Here is a 13,789-nt window from a genome sequence, read left to right as displayed (position 1 = left end):
TCCCGGTCAATGTTGCAGATCTCGACTTCCAGTCCCTGCTTCCGCATACGCATTTTTACTTCATCCATACCAGTAAGGGACGATATCAACATAAGGATAATTCCCCCATTACTTAGGTAGGGAGTCACCTCTTCAAGGAATATATTGACTGCTTCGCGTCCGTCAACACCGCCATCAAAAGCATAGTTCAGCCAGCCGGGGATCTTTTCATCTTCTGCTGTAGGAAGATACGGAGGATTAAAAAGAATAAGATCGAACTTTGTCCCAGATTTAAAGCATCCGAACATATCTGCCCTGATAACCACGACACCATTGCGTTTGGCACATTCGGCTGCAAAGGGGCTTATTTCCGTGGCAACGAGGTCCACACCCACATTGGCTTGAAGGACCGCTGAGACAAAACCAGTCCCTGCACCAACCTCGAGTACACTCATTCCATCCTGTGCCACATCTATTGCAACATCTGCAAGCAGGTATGAATCTTCGGCAGGATCGTAGACATTCTCATCAAGTTCGATGTCTGCATCCCTATATGTTATGGTCACCATGCTTTTAGGAGGTAGCTTTCATTTTAAAGATATGGTTAGCGATCTCCGCTAGTTCGTGCGGTTCAAGGTTTTCGGCTCTCTTGGACATGAACTCTTCAGGCAGTTCGGCCACTATCTGCTTGATGTTTGGAACATTTAACAGATGATTACCCTTTATAATGGCATTCCTTAGCTTTTTCCTACGCTGGAGGAATACTGCGGTTACCAGATCAAGGAAGAATTGAGGGTCTTCAACGTGGAAAGAAGATGGCCTTGGAACTACTTTCACAACAGCGGACCAGACTTCCGGAGGCGGTGAGAATGCAGATGGTGGTATCTTCATGATAATATCTGCATCGGCAAAATAATGCGTGTTCACTGAAAGCCTGCTGTAGTCTTCAGTATTTGCTTTAGCCACCATGCGCTGTGCAAATTCATACTGATACATCAGTATCCCCAGTTCAAACTCGTGCTTAAAGAGCTTAAAAGTTATAGGAGATGATATTGAATAGGGAAGATTTGCGACAACCTTATTGAATTTCGGAAGATCTAACTTAAGGACATCGCCAGGTATTATCTCTATTTTCTCATTATCAGAAAAGCGGTCTTTGAGGACATGTACAAGTGCAGGGTCGAGTTCGATGACGTAGACCTTACCCGCCTTTTCAAGAAGACGCTCGGTAAGATTTCCAATACCCCCACCAATCTCCAGCACGACATCCTTTTCAGAAAGCTCCGCTTGATCGACAATGGAATCAAGTGATCGCTCATCGATCAAAAAATGTTGGTCATGACATCCACCACGGATGCCATATTTTTGTAATATTTTTCGGACCAAGTCAATGACACCTTATTATCAGTCACGCTTCTGTTGCTGCATTGCTGTTGTAAAGAGCCTGTATTTGATGTTATCATCCTTGAGCTCTTCAAGGATACGGTTTACGATGATCTTTTGCGGAATGTGCACTCCACCCACACGATCATGGAGATCCTGCAGATTATTGAACTCACCTTTCTTGCGCTCATCGATTATAGCCCACATCAGCTTCTTTCCGATACCTGGCAGAAGCTCAAGCATGTGCAGTCTTGTTGTTATTGAATGTGCATCGTTGAAGAATTTAACGAATTTATCTTCCTGGTCTTTGACGCAGATCTCAAGAACAAAAGGTAGCTCGAGCTGTGCTCCGTGGCTTAAGTCATCAAAGTGGATCCTGTGTTTAACGTGATCAATGACATCCCGATCCCCATCGCCGACATAGACTTTGGACTGTATCTCAGGATTTGCTCCTTCCTTAGGAACCAGCTCCATAAGAGCGAAGTGTTTGTCACCAATTGCCTGTACGAGAGGTTTCTTTTGATATGCTGGACGTTTGTCAGTAGTGCTTCCGTATGGCAGGTAGTCAAGGACCCATGCGTAATCCTCTTTCTCAGGCGGCGTTCCCTTCTTACTCATAGATATCCTCCAGTATGTTATGGATTAATGTTGAAAACTTACTGTTCCCACTAAAAAAAGTAAAGTATGAGATATAAATTTATTCCATTGCCTCGATCACAAGGGCCAATATTGCGTCCAGCTCTTCTTCGGTCAATGTGAATCTTTCTTTTGCATAGACTGTCCTGAGCTCATCCCTTGTCAGAGGTGCAATATCAGCAATATGTATTGCGATCTCAGGCTTCATCTTCTCCATCTCAAGAAGCTTGTTAACAAGTTCTCTGGATCGGCTTGCATCCATCTTTGCAAACATGTCCGCATGGTTGATAGCTTTGCGAAGTTCATATCCAAGCTCTTCTTCCCGTGCCACGCGCTCTTCCATTATTCTGTTAAGTATTTCCTTGACCTCAGGAACGGTCAATAATTCTTCGCTCTGAATGTGTTTGACTATCATTAAAATACACTCTTTGGAATTCGATATGTTTAACGTTTTTGTACCTGCTAAAGTAATAGCAGATGCTATCTGTCAGATGGACTTCCACACAGATATAACTATCGACAATAAAAGGTCACGCCCAGGCCATTACTAGCCTGGATGTTGAATTTAGTATTTCTGTGGTTTCAAGTGCTGTGACAGGGAGATGACCTCTTTCTTAGAGTTTCCATCTGTTACCTGTAAAAGATAAGCCCTTCCGCGCTTCCCAAGTACCTTACCGGTCTTCCCCTGGAACTTTGCGTTTGGCATTCCCTTCTGTACGCTTGGATCGATATCGATGTGGACCATCTGGCCGTCTTCGAAATCCTGAATTGCCTTGCTTATAGGGGAGAGACCTCGTTCCCTTACTGTCTTCTTCAATTTGTACCTAGTACAGCTACGTTCACCGTTTGATGTTGGCATTGTTTTCCTCCATTATTTCAGGTCGTGGATAGACCTGTATTTGATAAATTTGATATTGGGTGACTTATATGTCGACCCCGACAACATCCAGTTCTGTAACGAAAGCCTGTGAACCAAGAAGCCCGGTAAGGCTTGGTATGGTCCTTCCTTCGTCACTGGATATCAGTTCCTTTACATACAGGCCGCCTTCACAATGAACTTCGATCATTGCGTAATCATCTGTTAATTCGTTAAGCTTCATGTCATGAACAGTTCGCTTACGAACCAGATCGGCCCTTCTGTGTGAAACACGCTGTGGTGTTCTCTGTTGGATCTGCACACCAATAAGTTCATTGATGGTAGACCTGAGTTTATCCTCTGGAATTTGCTCTTTGAATGTAACTTTAAGTTTATAAACCTTATCCGCCTTTACGGTCTTAAGGTTCTCTACAGTGCTCTTCGGAGTGAATGTTAACCCTTCTACCTCGATCTTCCCGCCTGCACGCTCATTGATCTCCTTTTCGACCTTTGCAAGATCGCATGTGCGCAGCATGGGTTCAACCGCTTCGACCACGAACGGTCTACCGGATCCAAGCATCAGGGCATCGATATCCTCACGCCCTGCCCCATGGAACTTCGTATCCTTTGACTTAAGGGCTTCCACGACAGGGTCCTTGATAAGTTCGTCAACGGATTCAGGGTATTGCTTTCCTGTGAAGTTACAGGTCTCACAGCCCCTTCCCCTGCATGTCCGGCATGGCCAGCGCGTCTGTGGAATAGTACGCACCATTTTCCGGTACCTGCCAAGAATATAGACCGAGCGTACCTGCAGATGAACTTTCTCTTCGGCAAGATCGAGCGTTACAAGAATGTCCGGATTTTCGAGTTTGACCTCTTTGCCGGTCCTTTCTGCAATGAGCTTTCCGACCTCACGGTTCATCTCGGATTTGAACTGTTCCGCATAGGTGGTCCCGGATTCTGTCCAGATAATCTCCTCGTTCTCGCTCAAAAGCCCACTCATCTTCGTTCCGACAAGGAAAGTGGAATGCTCATAGTCCTTCAATGCAGTCTCTGCCCTTTCTGCCCATGTGTCAAGCTTTTCGAAAAGACCAAGGCAAACCCAGCATTTTTCATCCTCGCCTTTAAGTCTAAGGGATTTGCGTGCATTGACACTTGAAGTGCTCAGGTCTTCCAGTATCTCCTTGTCACCTTCGTCCTTGTTAATGCGGTCTCCTTCCATAGCAAGGGCAAGCTTGATAGCACTCCCTCGTTTGTCATTGGTAAGTCCGGTAGAGAGTTTTGCGAACTGTCTTCCCATACAATGGTCACATATCGGTCCTTCACGGACGATCTTTTTTGCAATATCGAGCACGTTCAACTGATCACTTCCTTCTTCCTGTTTTACTGGGATGTACCTGACAAATTCCGGTCTATCTCGTTGTTGATAAGTATGATACAATGGTCGGCATGTAGCGGCATCGGACCAAGAGAGATGGTCTTAGCTCCATGCTCTTCTATTAACTGCTCTTCCTCTTCGGTAACTCCCATATGGTCACCAAGAATGAAAACAGCATTGTTCGTAAGGTCGGAAAGCTCGCGGACATCCTCACCATCTTCATGCAGATAAATGAGCCTGCGTCCTACCTCTTTGAACTCATGAAGCAATGTCCCAAGGTTCCCACTTCTGATGAACACACCTGGAGTTGAGCGTGCCTCATATTCTCCGGCAGTCTTCTGTAATGCTTTCTTGATAAGTGAGCCGGCACTCCTTTCATCAGGATTGAGATATCTGACATGCTCACTATCAAAGCGTATGATCTTTCCTGGCTCCGGTTCTCCAAGAAGTAGCAGATGTACCTGAACATCACGCCTAAGGTCGTGTGAAAGGAACAGGCATGAATTGATGCACCTGCAAAGGATATCCATGCGTCCTGCTGAACCAGGGAGGTCATTCAGGGAAAAGTCACCTGTTGTCAAAGCCTTATGGGCAATTATCACAAAATCTCGCATTTTCTTCAGTATCCTGTCTTTTTTTGGTGATTACCATGTGTTATTAGATTAAATGCACCCTTGGATAACACAAAGCCTTTTTTGAGTTAGTTAATTTGTACTGTGGAATGGTTCATAATAAAGAATATAGAATAAAAACATATCTACTCTGATCAACATTGCATGCTGACAATTAACATGTATTGAAAGTCTTCATTAGGATCAACAAAAAAATGAAGGGAATTCATCTTACCCTGTTAACGATGCCTCTGAACAGACGACCAAGTATGTCAGAACCTGTTATGACTATTTTTTCAGGATCGTCATCATTCCAGTAAAGTATAAGGTCATTATCTATGACATCATCTTCGGAATCTACAGGATAAACCTTCAGTTTATGAAGTACATCCCCTATCTTTACATTAGGGCTCTTTACGATTATCGGAGTATGGCAATATCTTAGTGGACGGAAATCATGTTTTTTGTAAATAGCATCTCTTATGAAAGAGGTAGAGTCTATTGCTACAACCGGATACCCAGTCTTATCGACCGCGATTATCCATTTTTTAGCTGGAAATGCGATCTTATGAAGCAATACCTCAAAATCCGGAGTTCCGACTTCCGGAAAAACCGGTAGGTTGTTAATTGTATTAAGTTCTATTATGGTATTCTCGTCTATAAGCGAACCTTCCTGTTTTATGCCAAGATCATCCAGTGACAAGAAATTAAGAGCGCCAAGTCCTTCCATTTTATCAATATCGCTTGCTTCTGCCCTCATATGTTTCTGAAGCATTATCCTCAGGGATGTTTCTTTGAAATACTCAAGTTTCTCTTTACCAAGCCATCTGTCAAGGATCATTGCAGAAGGTTTTGTAAAAGGATACAACAGCAGTATGTACAATTTGACAAGAGGCGTTAAGGAAGCACCCATCTTTAAGGCATTTCTTGTGAAATATGCCTGAGGCATTATCTCTCCAAAGCAGGTGATGAATACTGTCGAGAATATGAACGCAGAGCTACCGACCATAACTGAATCCGTTAAAAGGGTAAGCAGTACATTGACACCCACATTACCCCATAATAAGGTAGAAAGGAGTAAATGCGGATCATTTCTTAGTTTTAAGACCTTCTGTGCATGTATGTTGTTAGCTTCGGCTTCTATCTCAAGCCTGAGACGGCTCAAACCAAAAAGACCAATTGTCAACCCCGAAAAGATAGCTGACTGGGACAGACAAAGAGCGATAAGTATCCAGATGATGATATCATTCATGATTTATTGACTCACTCAAAGTAAGAAAAATTATTAAACAATAATATGGGGGCACAAAATAAAACTATTTCCATGTAATTGGAAATCTTTAATGCTCCAGCAAATGATTATGTTGAATAATTGTGTTTGCTGACCGTTTTTAAACTATAATTTTGATCATACTTGGTAGTACTACAATTCAAAGTGTTATACCAAGGAACCCCCCTCACATCTTATTTAATCAGAAAGCATTTAAGTATAAATTAAATTTGGTGGGATGAAGAGAATTATATTCTTTTCATTCCCAAATTCAAAAAATATGGTCGAAACAGGTGTTTCACTGCTCGACTACTTCCCCTTTAACAAAAAGCATTCTGTCGCCGTCCTCTCCTATGCCGAGAACAAGCTGATCATTTTCCATTGAAAAGGTTGTTACATTGCTCAACAGGGAAAGATACTGACTATCCAGCGAGTCAGGACCACAGTATGCAAGTGTCATTGGTCCTGATGCTAAGGTAAGCTCATTTCCTTCGAGTGTGTAGCTTCCACTTCCAAGGTTACAGTCTGCTTTAATGGAGTATGTTTCATCCGAGTTTAAGGTAAGAGTGTAGCTTTCCGGATCAGGAACTACGGACTGGCTGGCTGGAAGCGTCTCAGTTAATCCTGACCATTGCCATTCTATGTCAATGATCTCATCAAGGGATATGATATTTTCTTCGTTCTGTTCATTTTCAACAATGTCGTTTTCATTATCAGTTCCAATACAACCCACTGCAATCAAGGTGCAGGCAAGTAGAGCAAAGATAATGAAAATGGATAAGATTTTTTGTGCATTCATAATTTGATAACCTCCCGTTACCCCAAATATAAATGTGCCATGTTTCTATTTATAGGTTGTTTAAGATACAGTTCAATTTGAAGTCCAAAGATGCTGATTTTAGTATATTTTTGGATGTACAGGGACACGATCCAGGAGATCTTCATGCGAAAAAGGGCCTTTGTGTTTACTTACAATACGTTTATGTGCTGTCAAATGCAATATTTCTGCATAGGGGACTTTCCCGATTGAGGATCCCGTCCCATAGAGGAGTAATAATAATGGCAGATGATATTGATTATAAGATCCACGGGAATGAAATGCAGCTTGTTGAGATAGAACTTGATCAAGGTGAGACCGTAAGGGCCGAAGCGGGTGCAATGATGTTCATGGGAGATGGCATCAAGATGGAAACGTCCACTGGCGGAGGATTGCTTAAAGGTCTGAAGCGTGCATTCTCAGGCGAGAGCTTTTTTATAACTTCTTTTACCCAGAACGGAAAAGGCAAGGGAACAGTGGCCTTTGGAGCACCATATCCCGGCAAGATCATACCCATAGACCTTGCATCAGAAGGTGGCAGTTTCCTCTGTCAGAAAGACGCATTCCTCTGCGCTGCAGATGGAGTCGATATTTCCATTGCATTCTCGAAGAAGATAGGTGCAGGGCTTTTCGGAGGAGAAGGTTTCATCCTCCAGAGACTCAAAGGCAAAGGGCTTGCATTTGTACATGCAGGCGGTACGATAATCAAGAAAGACCTTGCTCCGGGAGAAACATTGAGGGTTGATACAGGTTGTCTGGTGGCATTCTCAGAGAGTGTTAACTACGACATACAGTTCGTAGGCGGTTTCAAGAATGCCCTCTTTGGTGGCGAAGGTATCGTTCTGGCAACGGTCTCAGGACCAGGTACGGTATATCTTCAGAGCCTGCCATTCTCACGCCTTGCTGACAGGATAGCAGCAGCCATTGGCCCCAGTGATTCAAACAGGGGCGAAAAAGGCGGTATTGCAGGCATAGGTGAAAGTGCACTGGGCGGCATTCTCGGTGGCGACAGGAATTTCTAACGGTCTATATGAGGTGAAATAAATGAAAATACTTGCAATTGCTGACATTCATGGTGATTTTTCCCACCTGGAAGATATTAAAGAAAAGGCCGGTGAGATCGATGTAGTGGTAATCAGCGGCGACATTACGAACTTTGGACCTTCCAGCGAAGTGGAACAACTAAATGGTGTTTTTGATGTACCGGTCTTTGCAGTTCCCGGAAATTGCGATCAAAAAGATATCCTTGAAGTACTCGATGATTCGGAAATAGTGAATTTGCACAAGGCAACCGAAAGAATAGGAGATTTCATGTTCGTAGGAATAGGAGGTTCCAGTCCAACACCTTTCAACACTCCTTTCGAACTTGAGGAACAGGAGATCGAGGATGCCCTTGAACCCATGTTCAATGCCTGTGAGGGTGATTGTAAGGGCAATATAGTAATGGTCTCACATGCACCCCCAAAAGGACTTCTGGACTCCATCTCAGGAGACAATGTGGGTAGTGCAGCAGTTGCCAAGTTCATTAACCGCTCAAAGCTGGTCATCTGTGCACATATTCACGAAGCAAGGGGATTTGCCAGATCAGGAGATACATTCCTTGTTAATCCCGGCATGGCAGCAGATGGATATGCGGCCCTTATTGAGCTTGAGCAGGACAATGTGAGCGTGTCCTTTATTGAGGTCTGAAAGAGGGCATCCCATCCAATTAGAACTAGAAAAATGCCCTGACTAGTTTTCAGAGCTCAACTTTCATGAGGTCGGAAGCAATATGCACTTCCCCCTCGAACTTTTCTTTTATGTATTCAAGAGCTTCCTCTTCGTGCCCCTGCATGTGAGGATAAAGATGAGTCAGATACACCCTTGAGATACCGGACCCTTCGAGATATGGTCGCAACATGTCAGGTGTGGCGTGATTGGTCATCGGAAAATCCAGCGGGAACGAGCATTCGTGAATAAGCGTATCGGCACCTTGTGCCAGCTCCATGATGCCATCACATGGCTCAGTATCCCCTGAATAGACAACGACCTTACCATCGTATTCAACCCTATATCCAAGCGAAGGCACACTGTGTATCCCATTACCACACTGGACACTGCACCCGTCTGCAAGCTCAAATCCTTCGCCTGCCGCAACTTCCCGAACCTCGACATTGACCTTCTCTTTCATATACGGATAGATGTCCATGAGCATCCCTAACCATTCCTGCGTCCCAACAGGTCCATAAATGACCGAATCAAGCTTCTCACAGAGCCAGTTAGCTTTGAGCAGACACATGACATCCGCCACATGATCAAGGTGCAGATGGGAAAGCACAATTGTGTCGATCTCAGTATGTGATGTCCCGCTTTCGAATATCCGATTAAGAATGCCACCCCCGCAGTCAAAAAGTACCTTCTTTTCCCCGAACTCGATCAGTACACCTGACTGGACCCTGCCCTTCTGTGGTATCGCCACACCTGTTCCAAGAAATGTTATCTTCATGTTCCATTAGAATAAGGCTTAAGTAACTTAACTTTAATTATGGGGTGACCAAAAGCGTAAGGCAGCCGTTCTAATTCTCATGCGGGGGTCGCCCAGCTAGGTCAAAGGCGCCAGACTTAAGATCTGGTATCGAAGGATTTCGAGGGTTCGAATCCCTCCCCCCGCACTCATTTTTAATGATATAGGTAACGTTTAAAAACCGAACTCCAAAAATATAATCCAATACCTAAAAAAGAAAAAAAACACCAATATTAGGAAGTCATTGGTGGTTTAAGCAGAAAGTTCACCGTAAACTTTCAATAATTCTATTGTTTGGAGAAATTCGAACTATTTACCTTAATTTTCAAGTAAACGTTTTTACCGTAATTAATTAAATACAGTAGATTTTTTAACTTTTTTATGAACTCTCTATTTGAAACATACCACAACAATTTTATTTAGAGTAGAATATTATATTACCCAAATACTCAAAAGGTTATATATGGGTATAAATCTACAAGCCTTTAAAATAAAGAGGGTGTACCTATTAAAGTCATTACAATAATTACTATATTTTTACTTCTGCTTGTTTTTAGTTGTTTCAATTCGGCTGCAGCAGACGTAACGCTCGAATCATCAACTCAAATCGCCACATACGGTGAAAACTTCACAATAGATGTTTTTGTAACACCGGATGCTGCAATTGCAGGATTACAGTTCGATCTCGATTTTGACAGCTCAAAAATCCAGATAGACAGTGTATCTGAAGGCATACTCTTAAGCCAGAATGGAGCTTCAACATTTTTCAGCGACGGAAACACAGACAACAATGTAGGAGCACTTTCAAATGTTTACGGTTTGATACTGGCTCCTTCAAGCATCATAGAACCTGAGTCATTTGCAAGCATCACAATGAGTGTAAAAGAGCAGGCTACAAGCACAGCAACAATTGGTCTGAAAAACGTGATCATAAGTGACCCATCAGGAAATCCCCTAAGTGTCTTGATCAAAAATACGACTCTGACCATTAACGAGGCCCCTTTGGCAAGTGAACCAGAGGAGGTGTTCTATGATAGCTTTGAGCAGGGTGAATGGAACGGGCTATGGGCTGAAGACAGCCAAAGAGACTGGTATGATTCAACTCAGCGGGCAATAGACGGCAGATGGTCTGCTGGAATCGATGGCAGGGCTACGAATGCAGCATTAACCTCTAAAGATATAGACCTGGGTGGCAAAACAACCGCTACAATTACATTCTCCTGGTATATTGAAAGTTACCTCGACAAAGGAGAGTACCTTGCATTCGATGTGTCCACAAATGGAGGAGCTACCTGGACTGAAAAGGCAATATTAAGAGGGAATGTTGACACTGAAAACACCTGGCACGAAGAAAGCATTGACGTAACCGACATAGACAGCCTCAAAATTCAATTCAGGGGAAAGATGTCCAATTCGCAGGAAGATGCGTTCGTTGATATGGTTAGGGTAGTAGCAAAATAAGCAATCTGCCGTTAAATGAAGATGAAATTAAATGGTGTCCGATCTGGACACCAAAATTATTTTTGGAGTTAGAGTTAGATTCTTTTTGGTTCTCATTAACATCGTGTGGGTAATTTTAACGTCCTGCAAGTAAATATTCGCAATTATAGATAATCTCCCTGTACAATCTTTTAATTGTGATGTGGTATTTTTGCTCATTCGATTGCGATTTGCATTAGTTCTTTGAATTCCATGACGCTTGAAAGGCAGATGTAAATAAATTTAGTTACCCACACGATGTTGAAGAGATCCTTCTTTTTTGAATTAACCACATACAAATGTATCATATGATGGTATTTATACGAGTTTGAACTGAAATTACTGAACTACTGTATTTGTGAATGGACCAGTTCTGGAAAAGTTTACAGATCAAACATGTTCGAGTTCAGCCTTTACGTATACTTTTTCCCCTTTGTACTTGATCAGAAGTATCCTATGATATGGTATCATGGTATCTGGAAAAAGCGTGAAGAATAAGTGTCCAATGTCTACTATATCCTCTCCTGAAACAGTTTTTGTATTTCCAGGCACACCCCTGTGGATATACTCGATGCTACATTCGCTTATATCCATGCCTTCCTTCCATTTCAATTCATTGAATATGTCCCTCGGACGTTTTGATTTTATTTTATCATCCATAAAATACCTTCCAGAAGGTCTAATATGTAGATAGTAAAAAGATTCCAATACAGATCCCCACGATCTATTGGATTCCCATACGTTTCCCTCAATATTATTTAGGCTGATCTTAAAATAAATAGTTATTGAAACTGTTTTCCCATCACTTCAAACCATTGAACAGAACAATAATGCAGTACTTTGAACATACTGAACATACTCCATGTATTAGATTTTCGTAGTAGAAAATGTGCAATTTCAGGAAATATACTTACATATTTTCGGGCGGGATCTGTAGCATTGACGATCTTGCTGATCATCTGAACAATGAACAAAGGTATTTTCATCACCTTAACGTAGAAATCATCAACATTGAAAAAAAAGGTAGTGGGTGCAAAATATTGCAATCCACTATTTTATTATGCTTTAAGTGCAAGCAGTGAAAGACCCAGTTTCTTTTCCAGATCCTTTACTTCTTTAGCAGCGTCTTCATTTAAGTCTGCATACTCGATCTTCTCATCTGAAAAAGCAATTAAGGCTATACCTAATTTACTTTCCAGCTCATTGATAGCTTTCAGATTTTCGGTGTCAATTTTTGAATAACTCCACATTTTTAAAACCTCCAATAGAATATACATTCGATTAGCTAATATATGTTGTCTCTGAAAATCCCATATATATAATTAATATTGGATATATTATTGACATAACCAGTAGTCAGAATATTTACATCGATACTCTTATTTTCTCATAGAACAAAGATCATGTCAGGGAAATTTGAAGGAAACGCACGTTTAGTATTTATTTCCTTAAACCGGTTTTCATGGATGGATCTATGATGGTATTGTCTGGAGAAATGGAATTTCGGCTCATAGCATTTGATTCAATGGGTGCCAAATCATCATGCACTCTTGTGAAAACCCCTGACACCAGCATACTTATCGATCCCGGAGCTGCGATCATGCAAAAGAGTTTTCCGCTGCAAGATCCTGAAAAACAATTCTACCTACAAAGCGCCATAAAACAGATCAAAGAAGAAATGAAAAAGGCAGAACACATCGTTCTCAGCCACTATCACTTTGATCATTATATGATAGATGAAGAATCATGTGAAATATATCTCAATAGTGATATGTGGATAAAGGATCCGAACCGTTGGATAAACCATTCACAGTGGGAGCGTTCCCGGGATTTCCTACAATTGATGAGTAAGGTCAATAAAACTGATCTCAAACACTCTCCACCAGGACAAAAACAATACAAAGATCCAGTAGAATGTTTACCCATAGCTTTTTCCAAATATCTCGGAAATTATCAGGAACGAAGGGGAGAACTAATATCAAACTGGAGAAAACGATTTTAGAAGATGCAGGAGCACTGGTCCACTGGGAGATGGGTGGAGCCGGTATCTTCCAGCATGCATTTTTCAGACGGAACCGAATTTGAAGTTGGTGATACCCGCGTACGTTTCAGCCGTCCCCTTTTCCATGGAATAGAATATTCTGCAATGGGATGGGTGATCGCCACCATCATAGAATACGGGGGTAAAAAATTAATTCATACATCGGATCTGCAGGGACCAATCATTGAAGACCATGCACAATGGATCATTGAAGAAGATCCGGATATATTGATACTGGATGGTCCGGCAACCTACCTTTTAGGTCATCTTCTCAGCAGGACAAACCTTGATCGGGCCATAAATAACCTCATCAGGATCATCAGGGAAAGTGCTCCAGATCTCATTATATACGACCACCATCTTTTGAGAGATCCGCTTTACAGAGAGCATACTGCAAAGGTATGGGAGACAGCAGATGATATGCATGTCAGGATAATGACAGCTGCTGAATACAATGGACTTGTTCCTGTTGTTTTGAGATCAGGGGACGGTAATGTATGATTCGAAAGAGCAGGGCACATCATCAAATTCCGGAGGATACTCACAAAATTATCTTCGAGATTTTAGTGGTTTGCTTTATATTACTTGAACTTCGGCTCTGTAGAAAACCTATTTTCCATTTAATTTTAACATAAAATTTTAAAAAGAATTATCCCCTGAGTATTACTTATCACAGAAAACACAAAGGGGATGAATGTGTTTTGTCTAACAAATATTTAAAGTTTGTTGATGCAGCGCTAGCTGTATCAGGTAACTCACACCTTCAGATCTATAGTTGCAAGTATTCCAAAAGAAAATATACACAACACCAGCTATTGACATTGGTTTTATTGAAA

18 protein-coding genes, 1 tRNA gene and 1 pseudogene are annotated in these 13,789 nt (G+C 42.0%); 7 read left to right on the top strand and 13 right to left on the bottom strand.

The genetic code is table 11. The features are described 5' to 3' along the window. The 9 genes from QAS77_RS05595 to QAS77_RS05555 all read right to left on the bottom strand — a co-directional run. Nucleotides 1–548, bottom strand: a 548-nt coding sequence (locus QAS77_RS05595; RefSeq protein ID WP_305064417.1) for a HemK2/MTQ2 family protein methyltransferase, incomplete at its 3' end; no start/stop codon positions are given. A 4-nt stretch (nt 549–552) separates the two neighbouring features. Beyond that, the gene (gene rsmA / locus QAS77_RS05590; protein WP_250867485.1) at nt 553–1,365 is read right to left on the bottom strand and encodes a 16S rRNA (adenine(1518)-N(6)/adenine(1519)-N(6))-dimethyltransferase RsmA; all 813 of its coding nucleotides are present in this window, start codon (nt 1,363–1,365) and stop codon (nt 553–555) included. 18 nt (nt 1,366–1,383) lie between these two features. After that, nucleotides 1,384–1,980 carry a DUF655 domain-containing protein gene (locus QAS77_RS05585; protein ID WP_305064416.1) on the bottom strand — a complete coding sequence of 199 codons (597 nt, stop codon included), beginning with the start codon at nt 1,978–1,980 and terminating at the stop codon, nt 1,384–1,386. Nucleotides 1,981–2,059: 79 nt separating this feature from the next. Continuing rightward, nucleotides 2,060–2,413: an RNA polymerase Rpb4 family protein gene (locus QAS77_RS05580; RefSeq protein WP_172367089.1), complete on the bottom strand. Its 354-nt coding sequence runs from the start codon at nt 2,411–2,413 to the stop codon at nt 2,060–2,062. A 150-nt stretch (nt 2,414–2,563) separates the two neighbouring features. Then, a complete protein-coding gene (locus QAS77_RS05575) occupies nt 2,564–2,857 on the bottom strand; it encodes a 50S ribosomal protein L21e (RefSeq protein WP_250867483.1) in 294 nt (97 codons plus the stop codon). 64 nt (nt 2,858–2,921) lie between these two features. Then, on the bottom strand, nt 2,922–4,214 hold the full coding sequence (locus QAS77_RS05570; RefSeq protein WP_305064415.1) for a tRNA pseudouridine(54/55) synthase Pus10: 1,293 nt from the start codon (nt 4,212–4,214) through the stop codon (nt 2,922–2,924). A 23-nt stretch (nt 4,215–4,237) separates the two neighbouring features. Next, nucleotides 4,238–4,846 (bottom strand): tRNA (pseudouridine(54)-N(1))-methyltransferase TrmY, encoded by a 609-nt coding sequence (trmY, locus tag QAS77_RS05565; RefSeq protein WP_305064414.1) that lies wholly within the window; start codon nt 4,844–4,846, stop codon nt 4,238–4,240. 223 nt (nt 4,847–5,069) lie between these two features. Next, the gene (locus QAS77_RS05560; RefSeq protein ID WP_305064413.1) at nt 5,070–6,095 is read right to left on the bottom strand and encodes a DUF21 domain-containing protein; all 1,026 of its coding nucleotides are present in this window, start codon (nt 6,093–6,095) and stop codon (nt 5,070–5,072) included. A 316-nt stretch (nt 6,096–6,411) separates the two neighbouring features. Beyond that, nucleotides 6,412–6,912, bottom strand: coding sequence for an META domain-containing protein (locus tag QAS77_RS05555; protein ID WP_305064412.1), 501 nt, complete (start codon nt 6,910–6,912; stop codon nt 6,412–6,414). A gap of 260 nt (nt 6,913–7,172) precedes the next feature. Here QAS77_RS05555 and QAS77_RS05550 point away from each other — a divergent pair, with 260 nt between their 5' ends. Further along, a complete protein-coding gene (locus tag QAS77_RS05550; RefSeq protein ID WP_250867478.1) occupies nt 7,173–7,952 on the top strand; it encodes a TIGR00266 family protein in 780 nt (259 codons plus the stop codon). A 22-nt stretch (nt 7,953–7,974) separates the two neighbouring features. After that, entirely contained in the window at nt 7,975–8,619 is a 645-nt protein-coding gene (locus QAS77_RS05545) for a metallophosphoesterase (RefSeq protein ID WP_305064411.1), read from the top strand. Nucleotides 8,620–8,668: 49 nt separating this feature from the next. Here the strand turns inward: QAS77_RS05545 and QAS77_RS05540 are convergent, their stop codons facing one another. Beyond that, nucleotides 8,669–9,415: an MBL fold metallo-hydrolase gene (locus tag QAS77_RS05540; protein WP_250867476.1), complete on the bottom strand. Its 747-nt coding sequence runs from the start codon at nt 9,413–9,415 to the stop codon at nt 8,669–8,671. A gap of 81 nt (nt 9,416–9,496) precedes the next feature. Here QAS77_RS05540 and QAS77_RS05535 point away from each other — a divergent pair. Continuing rightward, a tRNA-Leu gene (locus QAS77_RS05535) sits at nt 9,497–9,581 on the top strand. 359 nt (nt 9,582–9,940) lie between these two features. Further along, nucleotides 9,941–10,324 (top strand): annotated as a pseudogene (locus QAS77_RS11610) (cohesin domain-containing protein); the annotation flags it as partial. Here QAS77_RS11610 and QAS77_RS05530 read toward each other — a convergent pair. Beyond that, nucleotides 10,246–10,422: a hypothetical protein gene (locus QAS77_RS05530; protein ID WP_250869429.1), complete on the bottom strand. Its 177-nt coding sequence runs from the start codon at nt 10,420–10,422 to the stop codon at nt 10,246–10,248. The pseudogene QAS77_RS11610 and the gene QAS77_RS05530 sit on opposite strands and share 79 nt — an antisense overlap. Nucleotides 10,423–10,435: 13 nt before the next feature. On the opposite strand from QAS77_RS05530, the gene QAS77_RS05525 reads away from it, so the two are divergent. After that, the gene (locus QAS77_RS05525) at nt 10,436–10,894 is read left to right on the top strand and encodes a hypothetical protein (protein WP_305064410.1); all 459 of its coding nucleotides are present in this window, start codon (nt 10,436–10,438) and stop codon (nt 10,892–10,894) included. 408 nt (nt 10,895–11,302) lie between these two features. Here QAS77_RS05525 and QAS77_RS05520 read toward each other — a convergent pair whose 3' ends face one another. Together QAS77_RS05520 and QAS77_RS05515 are read right to left on the bottom strand one after the other, a co-directional pair. Next, the gene (locus QAS77_RS05520) at nt 11,303–11,572 is read right to left on the bottom strand and encodes a DUF504 domain-containing protein (protein ID WP_305064409.1); all 270 of its coding nucleotides are present in this window, start codon (nt 11,570–11,572) and stop codon (nt 11,303–11,305) included. A 398-nt stretch (nt 11,573–11,970) separates the two neighbouring features. Further along, entirely contained in the window at nt 11,971–12,162 is a 192-nt protein-coding gene (locus QAS77_RS05515; RefSeq protein ID WP_250869432.1) for a hypothetical protein, read from the bottom strand. A gap of 212 nt (nt 12,163–12,374) precedes the next feature. On the opposite strand from QAS77_RS05515, the gene QAS77_RS05510 reads away from it, so the two are divergent. Beyond that, nucleotides 12,375–12,914, top strand: a complete 540-nt coding sequence (locus tag QAS77_RS05510; RefSeq protein WP_305064408.1) for an MBL fold metallo-hydrolase — start codon at nt 12,375–12,377, stop codon at nt 12,912–12,914. Nucleotides 12,915–12,917: 3 nt separating this feature from the next. Next, entirely contained in the window at nt 12,918–13,454 is a 537-nt protein-coding gene (locus QAS77_RS05505) for a hypothetical protein (protein ID WP_305064407.1), read from the top strand. Nucleotides 13,455–13,789: the final 335 nt, after the last annotated feature.

It is taken from the genome of Methanococcoides sp. (genome assembly GCF_030594565.1).
Lineage (GTDB): Archaea > Halobacteriota > Methanosarcinia > Methanosarcinales > Methanosarcinaceae > Methanococcoides > Methanococcoides seepicolus.
Note: the sequence above shows the minus strand (reverse complement) of the source record. Positions and strands in the feature narration are given on the sequence as shown.